At 42.9% G+C, this 16195-nt stretch carries 12 protein-coding genes; 5 read left to right on the forward strand and 7 right to left on the reverse strand.

Going from position 1 to position 16195, the window contains the following annotated elements; translation table 11 throughout:
- Positions 1–63: 63 nt before the first annotated feature.
- Together ACYRYY_RS04520 and ACYRYY_RS04525 are read right to left on the reverse strand one after the other, a co-directional pair.
- Positions 64–678 carry a 4Fe-4S dicluster domain-containing protein gene (locus ACYRYY_RS04520; RefSeq protein WP_460214335.1) on the reverse strand — a complete coding sequence of 205 codons (615 nt, stop codon included), beginning with the start codon at positions 676–678 and terminating at the stop codon, positions 64–66.
- A 4-nt stretch (positions 679–682) separates the two neighbouring features.
- Positions 683–3691, reverse strand: coding sequence for a molybdopterin-containing oxidoreductase family protein (locus tag ACYRYY_RS04525; RefSeq protein ID WP_460214337.1), 3009 nt, complete (start codon positions 3689–3691; stop codon positions 683–685).
- Positions 3692–3934: 243 nt separating this feature from the next.
- Here ACYRYY_RS04525 and ACYRYY_RS04530 point away from each other — a divergent pair, with 243 nt between their 5' ends.
- A complete protein-coding gene (locus ACYRYY_RS04530) occupies positions 3935–4546 on the forward strand; it encodes a helix-turn-helix transcriptional regulator (RefSeq protein WP_460214338.1) in 612 nt (203 codons plus the stop codon).
- A 118-nt stretch (positions 4547–4664) separates the two neighbouring features.
- On the opposite strand, the gene ACYRYY_RS04535 is transcribed toward ACYRYY_RS04530, so the two are convergent.
- The 3 genes from ACYRYY_RS04535 to ACYRYY_RS04545 all read right to left on the reverse strand — a co-directional run bounded on the left by ACYRYY_RS04535 (position 4665) and on the right by ACYRYY_RS04545 (position 8163).
- Positions 4665–5987 (reverse strand): metallophosphoesterase, encoded by a 1323-nt coding sequence (locus ACYRYY_RS04535; protein ID WP_460214339.1) that lies wholly within the window; start codon positions 5985–5987, stop codon positions 4665–4667.
- Between the two features lie 155 nt (positions 5988–6142).
- Positions 6143–7429, reverse strand: coding sequence for a sensor histidine kinase (locus tag ACYRYY_RS04540; protein WP_460214340.1), 1287 nt, complete (start codon positions 7427–7429; stop codon positions 6143–6145).
- Positions 7426–8163, reverse strand: a complete 738-nt coding sequence (locus tag ACYRYY_RS04545) for a LytR/AlgR family response regulator transcription factor (RefSeq protein ID WP_460214341.1) — start codon at positions 8161–8163, stop codon at positions 7426–7428. The genes ACYRYY_RS04540 and ACYRYY_RS04545 overlap by 4 nt, the downstream gene beginning before the upstream one ends.
- A gap of 333 nt (positions 8164–8496) precedes the next feature.
- Between ACYRYY_RS04545 and ACYRYY_RS04550 the strand changes: the two genes are divergently transcribed.
- The 4 genes from ACYRYY_RS04550 to ACYRYY_RS04565 all read left to right on the forward strand — a co-directional run bounded on the left by ACYRYY_RS04550 (position 8497) and on the right by ACYRYY_RS04565 (position 13066).
- The gene (locus tag ACYRYY_RS04550) at positions 8497–9345 is read left to right on the forward strand and encodes a sulfide/dihydroorotate dehydrogenase-like FAD/NAD-binding protein (protein ID WP_460214342.1); all 849 of its coding nucleotides are present in this window, start codon (positions 8497–8499) and stop codon (positions 9343–9345) included.
- Between the two features lie 4 nt (positions 9346–9349).
- Positions 9350–10840 carry an NADPH-dependent glutamate synthase gene (gltA, locus tag ACYRYY_RS04555; RefSeq protein WP_460214343.1) on the forward strand — a complete coding sequence of 497 codons (1491 nt, stop codon included), beginning with the start codon at positions 9350–9352 and terminating at the stop codon, positions 10838–10840.
- A 233-nt stretch (positions 10841–11073) separates the two neighbouring features.
- Positions 11074–11778 carry a response regulator transcription factor gene (locus tag ACYRYY_RS04560; RefSeq protein WP_460214345.1) on the forward strand — a complete coding sequence of 235 codons (705 nt, stop codon included), beginning with the start codon at positions 11074–11076 and terminating at the stop codon, positions 11776–11778.
- Complete coding sequence (locus tag ACYRYY_RS04565; RefSeq protein WP_460214346.1) at positions 11771–13066, forward strand: HAMP domain-containing sensor histidine kinase; 1296 nt, start codon at positions 11771–11773, stop codon at positions 13064–13066. Before ACYRYY_RS04560 ends, ACYRYY_RS04565 begins: the two co-directional genes overlap by 8 nt.
- A gap of 292 nt (positions 13067–13358) precedes the next feature.
- Here ACYRYY_RS04565 and ACYRYY_RS04570 read toward each other — a convergent pair whose 3' ends face one another.
- Positions 13359–14297 (reverse strand): M23 family metallopeptidase, encoded by a 939-nt coding sequence (locus ACYRYY_RS04570; RefSeq protein ID WP_460214347.1) that lies wholly within the window; start codon positions 14295–14297, stop codon positions 13359–13361.
- A gap of 81 nt (positions 14298–14378) precedes the next feature.
- On the reverse strand, positions 14379–16088 hold the full coding sequence (locus ACYRYY_RS04575) for a proline--tRNA ligase (protein WP_460214349.1): 1710 nt from the start codon (positions 16086–16088) through the stop codon (positions 14379–14381).
- Positions 16089–16195: the final 107 nt, after the last annotated feature.

The following is a 16195-nucleotide window of genomic DNA, read 5'->3' on the forward strand; positions in this document are numbered from 1 at the left end:
CTGCCTCTTAAATTTTAAATAAACAGGAAACTTCCGCCCCTGGGGACGGAAGTGGCTGTATCATCAGCGTGAAGAAGGTCGAAAAACAATAGAAGGATTTGTCGATTTATCCAGCTTTGTTTTTCCGTCAGCCTGATATTTGTCAGAAGGAAAGCCTTTCACCTTGTCCACACTGGCGGGATATTTTTTCTTTAGTTCATCCATAGTGCCGAAATCAAGCGCCCTGACAAGACACGAACTGACACAGACAGGAGGTTTTCCGTCATCAATCCGGTCTGCGCAGAAAGTACATTTCTGCATCGGATGCTCTGTATTCCACTCTTTTTTTGACTCAGGCTCAGTCACATCATCTCCGTACTTCGGCGCACCAAAGGGGCATGCCTCTGCACAGGAACCGCAGCCTATACATTTATCTCTGTCTACAAGCACTATACCGTCGCTTCTTTTTGATATTGCCTCAACAGGGCATACACTCAGACACGCAGGTTTTTTACAATGGTTGCAGGAGAAAACAGTGTTACTAACTTTTATAGCCGGATATCTTTCACCTTCTTCAATAGTTATAATCTTTCTGTACTGAAGATTTCCGGGCTTAAGTCCATTCCAGTCCTTACAAGCCACAAGACATGTCGTGCAGCCTGTGCAGCGGGACTGATCAAAATAAAATCCGTATTGCATCTTATCACCCTCTGAATTTTTCAACTTTGACCCTGTTGTCAGTTGCCAGTGCCATCCCTTTAGCTATTCTAGAAGGGCGGGCAGAAGTTGTGGTATTGACGTTTCCGCCGAGATCCACAGCATCTTTATGTTTGAGAGGATCTTTATCAAAAATTGTGATTCCGCCCTGACTGATCATAATATTCCCGCGGTTTACTCTCTTCGATGAACGGAGCGATGCTCTTATTCTTCCTCTGTCGTTAGAAATGAGTACCACATCACCCTCTTGGAGATTAATTGACCTTATATCTTCAGGGTTCATGATAACAGGCATAATGATGTCTTTTGAATGGTCATAGATTCCATTGCCCAGAGCTTTTTTGGGGAACATATCCTCATTGGTGAGTTTTCCTTTCTCATCACACATATACATATCCTGAAGCAGCACACTGTTAAAAAGCGTGGAGTGAGACCTGTACATCATGTGATATGAGTGGAGGGTGAAGTTATACCCTTTTTTGCCCCTTCCAGTAACGTCAGGATGTTTGGTATAGCCTGCAACTTTCTTGCCCTGAACATATGAAGGTGCATTTTTTTCCTGATCACAGGCGTGACGCCCTTCTATGAGAGGAATATACATAGGTATGGGATAAACGAAGCGGGCTTTGGAAGAAGCACCGTGTTTTTTGGTGTATATTTCTGCTTTTACTGTGTTGCCTTTGCCGTCTTTTCCGTTAACAAGTTCAAGATCACCATCTATATTTTCATGGAATCTTGCTTCATAGTCTTCGGCAAGAGCCTGACTGTATGCTTCGATTCTGCCTGAAGGAGTAAGAAGCATATTGTTTTTTGAAGTTGGATTATTCCGGTATTCCCTGAGTGCGACTTTATCTCTGAGGTCGCCTTCAGCAAGGGGAAGAATGCCCGATTCCTTAAGTTCTTCATATGATGCACGGGAGTAAATGCTCGGGTTTTCCGCCCATGTATCCTTGACAATCTGCCCCTCGGTCTTGTAATTGCTGTACTGTTTCTCTTTGCCCATGATTTTTGCTATCTTTCTGAAAACTTCAAAGTCGCTCATAACTTCGCCGGGTTTTTTGATTGCTTCCGGCATATACAGAACCTCATCACCAAAGTTCCATGGAGTATGTATCGCTTCTTTTTCAAATGTCATCGCAACAGGAAGAATCACATCCGAATGCTTGGCAGCATGAGTCATAAAAAAATCCAGAGCAACAATAAGCTCTATTTTGCTTTTATCTGTAACTGTCTTCATAAACCATGCCGGATCACCGGTCTGATTACCGAATTTATTACATGCGCCGTTTATAATCATTTTAGGTTCGGGAAGGTGCTTGACCTGCCCGTCATTATATCTTGATTTACCTGTTCCGCCGTTTTCAAAATAGTCTCCGCAGCTGCAAATCATGAAGCTTTTGCGGGTGTCGTTTACTGTGTACTTGGGAGCAGTAAGAACATCTTCGTCATATACGTCATAGCCTTCGGAGTTTTTAATATTGACTTTGGAAAGTAGCGGGTTGCTCACAGTGTAGTCTTTTGGCGATTTAACCCCTGCCGTTGTCTGGTTAAAGTTTAAAGGCCATCCTGTTCCCTGCCCTGATCTGCCGAAGTTACCGGTAGCAAGACCAAGAATAAGGCTTAACATAAGCGCTTGCTCGCCTTCGTGATTACGCTGCCATCCTCCGCCCTGAAGCAGAATTGTCTTTTTAGATGCAATCGATTCGGCAAGTTCCTTAATCACTTTTGCCGGAACACCGCATATTTTCTCAGCCCATTCCGGTGTTTTTGGAACCTGACCGTAAACAGGTGTTTTCTTCCCGTAAAGAGGGTCTACGCCGCCGGGGTCATCGGCACTCCCGTTAACATTATAGCCTATTGCATCTGGATAAATTGATGTGGCTTTGTTCAGCCCTTTTTTCACAAGGAAGTCATCATTCCCAAAAATATACGCTGAAAGGGATGCACCTGCCGGACAGTAATACTCATCAGCGCTTACTCCCTCTGCTCTGAAGCCTTCTCCTTTGGTTTCATCAAAGAAACCGAATAGCTTTGTTTTCAGAAACTCATAGTTATTTTCAGAAACTTCTTTTGAAAACTTGCCACTTTTCAGCAGGTGGTAAAGCATAGCCAGCATCATGGCAACATCTGTTCCGGGCACAGGAGAGATAAACTGGTCGGAAACTGCTGCTGTTTTGGAAAGGTATGAGTCGACTGTAACCAGTTTTGCACCCATATCTCTGGCCTGCATTATGTACCACATAGTATTTGAGCCATAGACGGTTTCCATAGGGTTGAAAGACCAGCATACTATTTGTTCTGCCTGAGTGAAGCTTTGTCTTGATGCAGAAAAAGCTCGCTTAAATGCCGCAGAACCCTGTTTGTTGGGTCCAAGAACAAACCATGAAGCATGTTCAATGATCGGAAAGCTGTATGTGCTTCGGTATGCTACCCTTCCACCGAGAAGTTCAAGGAATCTGTCCGCAGGGTTCTGGTTTTTAAAGTGGTTGGGATCGCCTGTACTATTGTGTGAAAAGAAATTTCTGGGGCCATAGCCTCTTTTCTGGAGATCATCAATTTTGTCGACTATGTAGGCAATTGCTGTTTCCCAGCTTACTCTTTTGAAGCCGGAAAGATCTCCGCGCTCCCCAGTTTGTATCATGGGGTATTTTAATCTTTCCGGGCGGTAGTACCAAAGTGATTTGCTTCTGCATCTCACACAGGAACGTCTCTGGGGGTTATCTTCGTTGCCGTCGATGAGGTTTTTTTCAGGTCTTTCATCGGTCAAATGTCTTTTGATCACCCCGTTTTTCACAACAATCCTTGTTACACAGCAACCGCCGCAATTTGAGGGCGATGTACCGGGAAAAATTGTTTCAGTGTCAGTGATACTTGCAGGGGCTGCATGTCCCAGTTCATTAAAAACGCCTGTAGCGTTTGAAAGGGATGCAGCGGCGGCAAGTGCAAGTGAACCTTTGAGGAATCCTCTTCGGCTTGTGCCAATAAAATTCTTCATATTTGCCTCCTAAGCAGATATGAGAAAAATAGCACCACGAACCATATATAGGGATTGTGAAAGATTGGTGAAAAAACGGTACAAAAGATCACCATTTACGGACTATATGGGTAGAAATTGTCAGCTTGCTCACTAACCGCTTTTTAAGTATAATAAGTTATGGAAAAAAATCTCTTTATCCATATTTATGAGCACAGTGTTTTTCTTAAGAAATGGCTCCGTTATACAAAAGATACCCCGATAATGGCCTTTACGTCAGACTTTGAGAAATCCCGTGTGTCATTTACCTATTTTTTGAGGCTTATTGAATCAGCCATTACTGATAACCCTGAAAATATGACTGTTATGTCTATTCAGGCTGACAGTAAATTTATCAGTGAATTAAGAACCCTGATTACTGCCCACATCGTAAGGACAGATATCGACAGCTTCCTTTTATCGGTTAAGCTTTATAAACAATGCCTGCTGGAAATGATTGCAGAATCCGCTGTGAGGGAACAAACAAAGATAATGATGGCGGTCAGCAAAGTTTTTGATGTTATTGAAATCAACATTGTTGAAGTTTTTCACGTTTCAGACCTGCAAAAGCTTAAAGAAATCATCTACCGCATGTGCAATGAAAACGAAAAGGATAAAGTCACATCTATCCCGATAACGATGGAGAAACTAAGCAAACTCAGCCAGTCTGAGTACGCCGTATGCGAACTCGTAGTTGCGAACCTCTCCACCAAAGAAATTTCCGAAAAACTGAATGTAAGTGTCGAAACAATCCACACTCACAGAAAACGTATCAGAAAAAAACTCAATATTCCAAGTGAGCAAAATCTCTATAGCTACCTTAAACATATTATCTGATCAAGGGCAGTATCCAGAAAGATCTGATGGAGTTATTTTTATCAATTTTATGAGTGAACTCCAGCCCGAATTAACGGGCTGGAAGCATTACACCGTAAGGCATGAATTGATATAAAAACTACACATCTTTGGAAACGGCTTTAGTTATATCATTAACAGAACCATTAGCATCAAAGCTGTACACAGCACTTGCACTATTATCACTGGTTGTTATAACTGTAAAAGTGCGGGGAGCAATGTTTTTATCAGTATGATGATCTACCCATGTTCCTGAGTTGAGATAGAGCTTACCTCCGCCTATATTTCTGTAGGCCGGAACGTGAGTATGACCGAATACAACAATATCAACATTTTCAGAAAGGTTTTCCAGATACTGCGTTCTCGCCTGTCTGAAAAAGTATTCAGGATCAATAGCACCGGGCGCTGCCTCTATAAAGCTGTTTGCAACATTAACATTATTCAGCACCTGCCTTTCAGCCCATGTACGCTGAATATTTTTGAAAAGAACAGGTGCGGTAATAGTTCCGTCCAACTGCTGTGAAGGATAAAAATCAAGGTAGCTGTATGCGTCATTAAATCCTGATATGCGCATATCAAATATTTTTTCCTCAAGGCTCTCATAAGGCGTCATACGCATAGAAATATCTCTGAGGATTGAATAATATACATAAGCTCCGTACTGGTCAGTATCACTCTGATCAGGTATATCAGTCACCCCGGGAAGATTCTTTGGAACTGTTGGATACCCTTCCAGTACCCATGTTGCGGCGTAGCGGGCGTAAAAATAGCCTGCCGGGAGGATAGTGTCGTCATTTCCGCATAATTCGGCATTTGTTACTGTATCCGGTGCGGAGAAAATATCATAACGATGACCATGTTCAATTACGATCTCGTTGCGATCTCCTGTATAGTAAGCTCCAAGCCCTTCGACATCTCTCGCCTGAACAAGGAGAGGAATTGCTTCCTGTAAAATGTCTGCTTCTAGCGTCAAGTCGTGGTTTCCGGGCACATAAACCAGTTTTATTCCACTGTCGATTACGTTGTTAAGCTCCTCAAATACAATCTCGTTGTTTGCTATAACATCTCTGTAAAACTGAGCCTGATCCGTATGGGCAGGAAAATAAACTGGCAGATACCACTCATCCAAAAAATCACCGGCAATGACAAGTTCCCGCACATCTGTGGTTTTTTGAATCCTTTGCAGAAAATTAATGAGCATCGGACGGTTTTTCAAGGTTTCTGTATATCTGTCATCAATACCCAGATGAAGATCACTTATGACAACAATTTTGCTCCTTGTACCATCGCTCTTCCACAGGGGAGCGTCACTTAAGCCTGAACCGGAGCTGCCTGAAGAACATCCTATGTTATTCAGTGCCATAAAACACGCACCTGCACCCACACCAAGGGTTTTAATAAAGCCTCTCCTAGAAAAAAACATTCTGAACCTCCGATAACCTGACGTTATTCTTTTCAGTCCAGAGAATACTCCGAAAAAAGGAAGAAATGAGTTTATGCACTTAAAAGACTCATTATTACACTCAAAAATTTATATTGCTTCAAACTCACTTCCAATAAACAGAAACCTCAGTATTTTCACACAAGAAGGCGTACCTGAAAAACTCCATTTTCAACTTTATACAAAAGCTCTCCGTCATATTTTTTTGCGAATGCTGCGACACTCTTACTGCCTATGCCATGACCGTCACCTGCTGCCACCGGGTAACCATTTTCATCAAATGAAATATTGCCTGAACAAGGGTTTTCCATTTCAAGAAGCAGCCTCCCCGCATTTCGGCAAATAAAACGGATATAAATATCTTTATTTTCAGATTGTTTTCTACATTCGTGAATGGCGTTTTCCAGAAGATTAGAAACAACCATGGACAGTTCCAGGGCACTCAATGTCAGGTTATTTGGAATATCGAGGTTAATTTCCATCGGGATACCTGATTGCTCTGCAATACCTGCATAGTAAGATACAGCAGCATTGACAGCATGATTCTCACAGTAAATCTTGCTGATTTGCGGTGAATTCTGACTCTGGTTCCGGAGTAAATCGGCGGCCTCGTCTGCCTGTCCCTGTTCCAAAAGTTCCAGAAGCACCCGGTTAAAGTGGCGTCGGTCATGAGATGTCCGGCTATCCTGCTCTGCTACCTCCTGCATCAGCTTAATCCTTTCCACCATGCCTTCTGCCGCCAGCTGGAGATACTCACGTTCTGCCTGTATTGTTTGATTTTCCTCTCTCATTGCGTATTGTTTTGTTATTGTCCAAAGGGAATGAATAATTGTAATATACACTGACAGACCAAGCAAAGTGAGCAGAATAAGCTGAATGAAGTTATCCGTCAGCATTGTTTTAATATCGCCGCCGAAAAAATACCCTAAAAAACAGGCAAAAAGAACTGCGATTGGCATTATGTAGATATGCCAGTAGTCGAGCACATTGCGGTAAAGCTTTGAGACCCATATGCGGAAAATAAGAATGACCGCCGTAAATAAGATAAGGCGTATGTAAACAGTGCCGTAATAAGGATTAGAAAAAATATTTCTGAAAGCATAGCTCAAAAACACAATAGCAGCATAGATATTAAGCATTGTGATATAGCTGAAGCACCATTGCATTATCCTGTCGCTGAAAAGAGGCTTTAGGACAATGCCTATTACTGCCAGCATAGCAAGATCAACGTAAAATACCGCAGTGTAGTTCCCTGAGAGATAAAAATAGTAGTTTGCACTGAGATTCCCAAGCAGTATCACAGCCGTTGCGAGGAAATACACAAGCTTATTTTTATATTTCGGCATCGCCATTGTCCAAAGCAGAAGGATCAGCATAATATCAGTGGTTACAGCCCTTAACAGGTCCGGAAAATGTTCAATCATCTGCGCTTCCCTTTTGCTGCCAAATAATCCATATATGCATCACGCACGGCGGAATACCGCTTTGCTGCAATAGGAACAGTTTGACCGCCGAAGAGCGTAAAACTGTCCTTGCTGAAACGCTCAATCTGCCTGATGTTGATGATAAAAGATGTGTGGGACTGCAGAAAATGCCTGTCTTTAAGCAAAAGCCCGCAGTATTCTGAAAAATTTTCTCTGAAAGTACGGCTGAGTACCTTATCTCCATTGGTAAGGCTTAAGATAACCGCATGGTTTCTGTATTCACAGCAAATTATGTTAGACAGCTTGATTATACGCAGACTGCCTGCGGTTTTGACTGTAAAGGTTTGTTCATCAGTGAGATCTGATTTGGAAACGGCAAAAGCCAGAGCATCAAACAACTGCTCTCTTTTAATTGGCTTAATCAGGTAACTAACCGGATTTGCAGCGTAGGCCTGCAAGGCAAACTGCGGCTCGGTGGTGGCATATATAATCTGTGCTTCCCAGTCAAGACGGCGGATTTCTTTACCCAATTCCAAACCGCTGACCATCGGCATTACTATGTCTAATATGTAAATATGAAAACTGTCAGTCTCAATAGCAGCCAGCAGATAATCAGGATGAGAAAACTCAGTCACTTCTGCATCAAGATTATTAATTGACATATACTGGTTAATAAGGGCAGCAAGACCTTGCAAATCATCCGGCATGTCATCGCAAATCGCAATACGAATCATTAGTCCGTTCCACCCTGCACTAAGAAAGAGTTAATCCATAGAATGCGCAATATTGCAACACCCTAACTAAAAAAATCTTCAATTACAATATGTAATAAATCAAACAACCCATAACGTTTTTCTGAACTCATTGAATTTTTAAACTTAGCTTTTATATTGACACTTAACTTATTATGTTAAAAATATATTGTAATATCTGTTTGTCCGATATCTGACATTGAAAAAAATAAAACATACCTGTTTAAGTTCATGATGTACCAAAAGAAAAATTTAAGTTGAAATTCGCCAAATAATATAACAAAGTTAAAATGAAAAATATAACGAGGAAAGCTGATGAGTAAAATTTTGGATAAAAAAATGCTTTCAAGGGACGTGGTGCAGATGAAGCTTCTCGCACCTGAAATCGCATCTGAAAGGCAGGCGGGACAGTTTATCATAGTTCAGGTCGATTCAGATTTCAGCGAGCGTATTCCGCTAACCATAGCTGATGCGGATGAAAAAGCTGGAAGTATAACCATCATCTTCCAGATTGTAGGCAAATCGACCCTGAAACTGGCTCAGAAGAAAACAGGCGAAAGCGTGGAAAATCTTCTTGGTCCCCTCGGAAAACCAACTCATATAGAAAAATTCGGCACAGTTGTCTGTGTGGGCGGAGGCATAGGCGTTGCACCGCTGCACCCGATTGCCCAAGCAATGAAAAAGGCAGGCAACAGAGTAATAACTATAATAGGTGCAAGAACAAAGGATCTTCTTATCCTTGAAGATGAGATGCGTGCTATAGCTGATGAATTAATAATCTGCACGGATGACGGCTCATATGGTCGAAAATGCCTTGTTACTGAGCCTCTGAAAGAAATATGCGAAAAAGGCGGAGCAGACCTCGCTGTTACAATAGGCCCGGCAATTATGATGAAGTTCTGTGCTGAAACCACACGTCCGTTCGGTGTAAAGACATACGCATCTCTCAACACTATAATGGTTGACGGAACAGGCATGTGCGGCGGTTGCAGAGTAACTGTGGGCAATGAAACAAAATTTGTATGCGTTGACGGACCGGAATTCGACGCTCACTTAGTGGACTTTGACAACATGATGCTGCGCCTGCGTTCGTACAAGCCGCAGGAGCAGGACGCCAACCACGCCTGCCACCTTCAGGCAGCAATTGATCAGCTTCAGAGGTAGTGAAATGTCATATATTCCCGCAGATAAACTAAAAGAAGAAGCTCAAACTATTATCAAAGAGATAGATTTTTCAAACCTAAAGCCAAAGGACAGACTCAGGATACCTATGCAGGAAATGCCTGCTCAGGAGCCGAAAGCCCGTGCGAAAAATATTCAGGAAGTCGCTCTGGGATATTTTGAAGAGCAGGTGAAACTTGAAGCCGAACGCTGTCTTCAATGCAAAAACGCACCCTGCATCAAGGGGTGTCCTGTAGAAATAAATATTCCCGGTTTCATCAAAGCCGCAGCAGAAGGCGATTACCAGAAATCGGTGAATATCATAAAAGAATCAAGTATGCTGCCTGCCATATGCGGAAGAGTCTGCCCGCAGGAAACACAGTGCATGGCGGAATGCACCGTGGGTAAATCCCTTAAAGATATGGATAAGTCTGTAGCTATAGGGCGCATTGAACGTTTTGTAGCGGACTGGGAAAGGGCAAAGGGCAAAATGTCTGTTCCTGAAATAGCACCATCTACAGGTAAAAAAGTTGGTATCGTAGGCTCAGGTCCCGCAGGGCTCACAGCGGCTGCAGACGTACGCAAAGCCGGTCATGAGGTTGTTCTTTTTGAAGCTTTTCATAAGCTTGGCGGCGTTATGATTTACGGTATACCGGAATTCCGTCTTCCCAAGGAAATACTTGATAAAGAAATCGATAACCTTCTGTCCATGGGGGTGAAAATCAAAAGAAACTTCCTTGTGGGCAGAACAAGAAAAGTTAAAGACTTAATAGAAAAAGATGGTTTTGACGCCCTGTTCATAGGAACAGGAGCAGGTCTGCCAAATTTCATGAATATAGAAGGTGAGAACCTTGTGGGAGTTTCCTCTGCAAACGAATTTCTCACAAGGGCAAACCTCATGAAGGCGTACACTCCAGACAAAGCAGATACACCAATTTTTACCGGAAAACGAACCGCAGTCATAGGCGGCGGAAATGTTGCTATGGATGCTGCGAGAATGGCTCTGCGTGTGGGAGCAGAAAAGGTTTATGTCATTTACAGACGTACTGAAAACGAAATGCCGGCACGCCGGGAAGAAGTGGCTCACGCTAAAGAGGAAGGAATAATATTCAGCTTCCTCTCAAGCCCTGTTCGCATCCTCGGCGATGAAACTGGCAAGGTAAAAGGAATTGAATGCCTTAAATACGTTCTTGGAGAGCCGGATGATTCAGGCAGAAGGAAACCCGTTGCTGTTAAAGGGAGTGAGTTCACACTTGAGATGGACTCTGTGATAATGGCTCTCGGCAACTCTTCCAATCCGCTGATAAGCCAGACTGCACCGGAAATAGGAGTAAACAAATGGGGCAATATCACCGTTGATGAAGACGGCAAAACCTCCATGGATAAAGTATATGCAGGGGGAGATATTGTTCTCGGAGCAGCGACGGTAATTCTTGCCATGGGTGAAGGAAGGCGTGCTGCCGCTTCCATTAATAAGCTCCTCGCAGATAATAAATAATTGCTACATCCCTCTGTCTGGTCAAACAGCAGGGGGATGTCTTTGTCTGATGAAATACAATTAGTTACAATTTGTTTCTCATTTTAAATCCGTTTTTTGTGTTTATATTTATACTGGGGTTCAAGGAGGACTTCCATGAAGCCCGGAGATATTCTGTTATTTGCAGTCACGGTAGGATTTATAATAGCCTTAACTGCCGCATTGATATCTGCATTTTTTTGAGGTATTGCATTATGCAGACAAAAGTAATGATCATAGACGATGATCTTAAGCTGATCAAAATGCTCAGAAAGTACCTTTCAGAATATTCATTTCTGATTGATGCTTTTGATGAACCCCTTACGGCACTTGAGAAATTTGGTGAGTGCAGCCCCGATCTTGTTGTTCTTGATATAATGATGCCGGGAATGAACGGCTTTGAAGTATGCAAGAGAATAAGAAAATTTTCTGAAGTGCCTATAATAATGCTCAGTGCCAGAGGGGATGTTGAAGACAGAATAGTCGGGCTTGAAATTGGCGCAGATGACTATCTGCCCAAACCTTTTGAGCCCAGAGAGCTTGTAGCAAGAATTCAGGCAGTAACAAAAAGGCGCGATCCGGCATCAGCAGGAGACAGAAAAAACCTTTCATATGACTTCGGAAGACTGCTTGTTGAACCTTCAAAGTTTACAGCGATACTCGACAATGAAAAGCTGGAACTTACCACCAGTGAGTTCGATGTTCTGCATCTTTTTGTGAGAAATCCTTTTACGACACTTGACAGAGATAAAATACTCAATGAACTCAAAGGCATAGACTGTGATCCATTTAACAGAATAGTAGATGTAACAGTGAGTCGCCTTAGAAACAAGCTGAAAGATGATCCGAAAAATCCACAGTTTATCAAAACAATGTGGGGAAGCGGCTATATGTTTATCGGTGAAAGGTTAAATGATTAAAAAAATTCTGGGGTCACTTTTTACAAAGCTGCTTTTAGTTGTTGTGTGTTCAGCAGTAATGCTGAACCTGATTTTTTACTGCACTTTCTCTCACTATGCTGAAAGGGCACAGATAGATGTAAACAAACACAAGGTTCTTTACCTGAACTATCTCCATAGCGAAATAGGTCACCCTCCAGATAGAAAGAAAGCGGAATACCTCTCGCAGAGAGTCGGGCTTACTATAGAATATATATCCCCTGATATCTCATGGATCACCGGAGCAAGAAAAGCGCCGTTTCCGGATAATCAGCTTCATTACCAGAAAATTGCCGACGACATGTTTATAGGTTCGGAAGATGAATACATGGCTGCCAAGCTTGTAGACGGCGACTCAATGCTCCTCCTCAAGTTTTGGCCGGGAACAGAGGAACAAAAAAGATTAAGATCATATGGATTGTTTATTATTCTGCTTGTTTCTCTGCTTATGGGCTGTGTTTTTATGATCATCAGACACTTCCTCAAACCTGTCAGCCTTCTTTCCTCTGCTATAGAAGAAGTTAAAAAAGAAAACTTTGACCATAAGATAAACAAACAAGGGCATGATGAGCTTGCTGATCTATGCAAGATGTTTGATTCGCTCACATCACAAATTGCCCATTCCATAAAGCATAAAGAAAGACTTCTGACTGCAATAAGCCATGAACTCCGCACACCCCTTGCAAGCCTGCGAATAGCCGCCGAGATGGTTAATGATGAAAGCCTTCGGGTTGATATGGCTGATGATATAAAGCAGATGAATATGCTGATTGATTATCTGCTTGAGAGCGCAAGGCTGAATAATGATGTACTCTGCCTTGAGTCTGTCGATCTGAACAGTGTCGTTGCTGATATCTGCCGTTCATACAAATCCAGAAGCGTCCGCATCAATCTGATTCCCTACCACTCCCCTGTTGAAATGCAGATTGATGTACCTGCCATGGAACATGCGCTGAAAAATCTCATTGATAACGCATTGAAATATTCAGATGAATCAGACGAGCCTGTGAAAGTTGAAATAGGACTTGATGAGGAATATGCAGTAATCAAAGTAACTGATAAAGGCATAGGAATTCCGGAAGATGAGCTGGAATTTATTACAGAGCCCTTTTACAGAACGGATATATCAAGAAGTAAAAAAACAGGAGGATATGGTCTGGGACTGGATATCTGTAAACAGATCGCAGAAGCACACAGGGGGAAGCTTGTATTTAAAAGCATTCTTCATGAAGGCACCGAAGCGAACCTTTATATTCCTCTTCAATCTTAAGAAGTTTTCAAAAAAGAAAAAGCCGCTCCGTAATAAACCGAAGCGGCTTTATGTATTCTTTAAGCGGCGGCTACCAGTGCCGTACGATCTTTTTTTTAGTATAATTGTCTGAACGGCGCCGCCGCTTATAACCATGCTTATAATTAAATTATAAGTCAGTTCCCGGTTTACGCAACTAAAAGTGAATAATCAAGCTAAAAAATATTAATTGAAACAAGGGATCACTGATATTTAATACAAAAAAAGCCCGCCTTTTAAAGAAGCGGGCTTAGTATTTTTTGAACAGTTTTTACTATTGAATTGTCGCAGCAAAATCAGTTTCGCCTATGATAAACTTCATAGGGTTAACCTGAACACCGTTTACCAGAACCTCGTAATGGAGGTGAGGTCCAGTGCTTCGTCCGGTGTTGCCCACTTCGGCAATCACCTGACCTTTGTCCACATTATCACCCTCTTTCATATAAAGTTTATTACAGTGGGCATAGCGTGTTACATAGCCGAAGCCATGGTCAACAGTGATCACATTCCCGTAGCCTGCTTTTCTGCCGGAGAATATAACCACACCTTTTGCTGCGGCTTTTATAGGGGTGCCAATTTTATTAGCAATATCAAGACCTTCATGGAAAACACGTCTTCCTGTGAAAGGGGACATTCGGTAGCCGAAACTGCTCGATATCCAGCCTTTAGTCGGCCAGATTGAAGGGGTTGAACTCATGATGAGCCTGTGTTCCTCAAGAAAGTCTGAAAGCTCTGAAAGGCTTGCAGCCCTCTTTTCAAGCTCCAGCCCGAGGGTAACAAGGTTTTCGTTAAGTTCTTCAAAAAATTCTTTTTCCTTCCTTTCGCTGACCGCAGAAAGATCCTGTATGATGTCGACCTCTTTACCGCCTATAGCAAGCTGTTTTTGTGGAACAGGTCCGTTGGCATAGGTGGCAAGATTTCGAACTTTGTACTCAAGCTCGTCAACGCTTGCGATCTTTTTCTCGATCTCCTCAAGCTGCATGGCATAGCCTTCTATTTTTTCCTTAAGTTTTTCATTCTCTTTTTTAAACACCAGCATATCGTGACGCTCGGAGTAGAGGCTGGTTAAAAAGAAAAAGCCTGTGCAGGAAATAACGGCGTAGAATGCTACCAGCATCATGACGAACTTGATCGCAGAGAGGCTAAGCTTCTTGGTCTTCACCTCTTCCAGACGGGATTCGTCAAATATCATAATGGTATAGCGTTTCTTCATCTTACCTCCGAACGCTTAAGAGAGAATAAATATATAAATGTTTTACATAATAAATTTCTCTTTAGCAAGAATAACCTTTGTTCAGCGCAGCTTTTCCAGCATTTCCATAACTACCGAAATGCAGTCTTCCTTCTTCACGGCTTCGGTTTCGCCTGTTTTACGGACAGTGACTTCCACTTTTCCTTCCGCAAGAGACTTTTTGCCGATTGCCACACGCACAGGGTATCCGACCAGTTCCGCATCGGTAAACTTCACTCCCGCTCTTTCGTCCCTGTCGTCATACATAACATCCAGACCAAGCCCTGAAAGCTCTTTGTAGATTGTTTCGGAAAGATCCGCAACTGCCTGCTCATTAGGGTTGAGGGAAACGATAACAACCTGAAAGGGTGCAAGCTGAACGGGCCAGATAATGCCTTTTTCATCATGGTTCTGCTCAATGGCCGCAGCGACAACCCTTGTAACCCCGATTCCGTAGCAGCCCATTATCATAGGATTCCTTTTCCCTTCTTTATCAAGGTAAACAGCGTTCATGCTTTCGGAATATTTTGTTCCGAGCTTGAAAATATGCCCGACCTCTATCCCTCTTGTGAGAACATATTTACCGCCGTCAACGGGGCAGGTGTCGCCTTCAACAGCGTTTCTGAAATCGCCGAAGGTTTTAACATCAAAGTCCCTGCCGAAATTAGCGTTTATTATATGAAGATCCTTTACATTAGCACCCATGACGACATTTTTCATGGCACGGACCGCATAATCGGCATAAATTTCAAGTTCCAGCCCTGCTGGTCCGATGAATCCGGCGGGAGCGCCTTCCGCATGTACAGCTATATCGTCATATGAAGCGAGTTCGGCTGAGGGAGCGCCGAAAAAGTTTTTAACCTTGGCAAGATTAAGCTCGTGGTCGCCCCTTACGAGGAAACAGTAAAAACTGCCGTCCACATTCACAATCATAGCCTTGAGAATTTTCATTACCGGAACATCAAGAAAAGCCGCAAGCTCTTCAACTGTTCTGGTATTTGGAGTTTCCTTTTTTTCAGCGGGAAGTATCTCTTCTTTCCACTCGTCCCAGTTATCACCGCACACGGCTTTTTCAAGGTTTGCAGAATAACCGCCTTTGTCGCTGCTGATCACTGTGTCCTCACCGGTATCTGCGAGAACCATGAATTCATGGGAGTATGAACCGCCGATCGCTCCGGAGTCGGCCTCAACCATAGTGTATTTAAGACCGCAGTCATCGAATATGCGGCAGTAAGCATCACGCATTTTGCCGTAGCTCACGTTTGCGCCTGCATCATCCACATCGAATGAGTAAGCATCCTTCATGATGAATTCCCTGCCTCTCATCAGCCCGAATCTGGGGCGGACTTCGTCACGGAACTTGGTCTGTATCTGATAAAGGTTTATGGGAAGCTGTTTGTATGAGGTTATGAAGCTTCTCACTATGTCTGTGGTCACTTCCTCATGGGTGGGACCGAAGCAGAAGTTTCTGTCGTGCCTGTCTTTAATACGAAGAAGCTCCTTGCCGTAGTAGCTCCAGCGACCTGATTCCTCCCACATTTCCGCGGGCTGAACAGAAGGCATAAGAAGCTCTATTGCGCCGGACTGATCCATATTTTTTCTTATTATATTTTCCGCTTTGCGTATAGCCTTAAGCCCCAGAGGGAGATAATCGTATATGCCTGAAGCGAGTTTTTTAATCATCCCCGCTCTGAGCATAGCCTTATGGCTCACAACTTCCGCTTCAGCCGGAACTTCTCTCAGTGTAGGGATAAAATATTTGCTTAATCTCATGCCGCCTCCGAAATGGTGGTTGAATATCAGCAAAAAGGTTACAATTATTCGGTACATAAATCAACGGGTACTTTTACCGTAATTGTTTGATCTGCCCCGTTCAATGG

It is taken from the genome of Geovibrio sp. ADMFC3 (genome assembly GCF_054687035.1).

Coding starts and splice junctions, on each gene's coding strand:
- ACYRYY_RS04540 (WP_460214340.1), bottom strand. CDS start 7,429: ATGATTGAACATTTTCCGGACCTGTTAAGGGCTGTAACCACTGATATT.
- ACYRYY_RS04525 (WP_460214337.1), bottom strand. CDS start 3,691: ATGAAGAATTTTATTGGCACAAGCCGAAGAGGATTCCTCAAAGGTTCA.
- ACYRYY_RS04575 (WP_460214349.1), bottom strand. CDS start 16,088: ATGAGATTAAGCAAATATTTTATCCCTACACTGAGAGAAGTTCCGGCT.
- ACYRYY_RS04560 (WP_460214345.1), top strand. CDS start 11,074: ATGCAGACAAAAGTAATGATCATAGACGATGATCTTAAGCTGATCAAA.
- ACYRYY_RS04570 (WP_460214347.1), bottom strand. CDS start 14,297: ATGAAGAAACGCTATACCATTATGATATTTGACGAATCCCGTCTGGAA.
- ACYRYY_RS04545 (WP_460214341.1), bottom strand. CDS start 8,163: ATGATTCGTATTGCGATTTGCGATGACATGCCGGATGATTTGCAAGGT.
- ACYRYY_RS04565 (WP_460214346.1), top strand. CDS start 11,771: ATGATTAAAAAAATTCTGGGGTCACTTTTTACAAAGCTGCTTTTAGTT.
- ACYRYY_RS04550 (WP_460214342.1), top strand. CDS start 8,497: ATGAGTAAAATTTTGGATAAAAAAATGCTTTCAAGGGACGTGGTGCAG.
- ACYRYY_RS04535 (WP_460214339.1), bottom strand. CDS start 5,987: ATGTTTTTTTCTAGGAGAGGCTTTATTAAAACCCTTGGTGTGGGTGCA.
- ACYRYY_RS04530 (WP_460214338.1), top strand. CDS start 3,935: ATGGCCTTTACGTCAGACTTTGAGAAATCCCGTGTGTCATTTACCTAT.
- ACYRYY_RS04520 (WP_460214335.1), bottom strand. CDS start 678: ATGCAATACGGATTTTATTTTGATCAGTCCCGCTGCACAGGCTGCACG.
- gltA (WP_460214343.1), top strand. CDS start 9,350: ATGTCATATATTCCCGCAGATAAACTAAAAGAAGAAGCTCAAACTATT.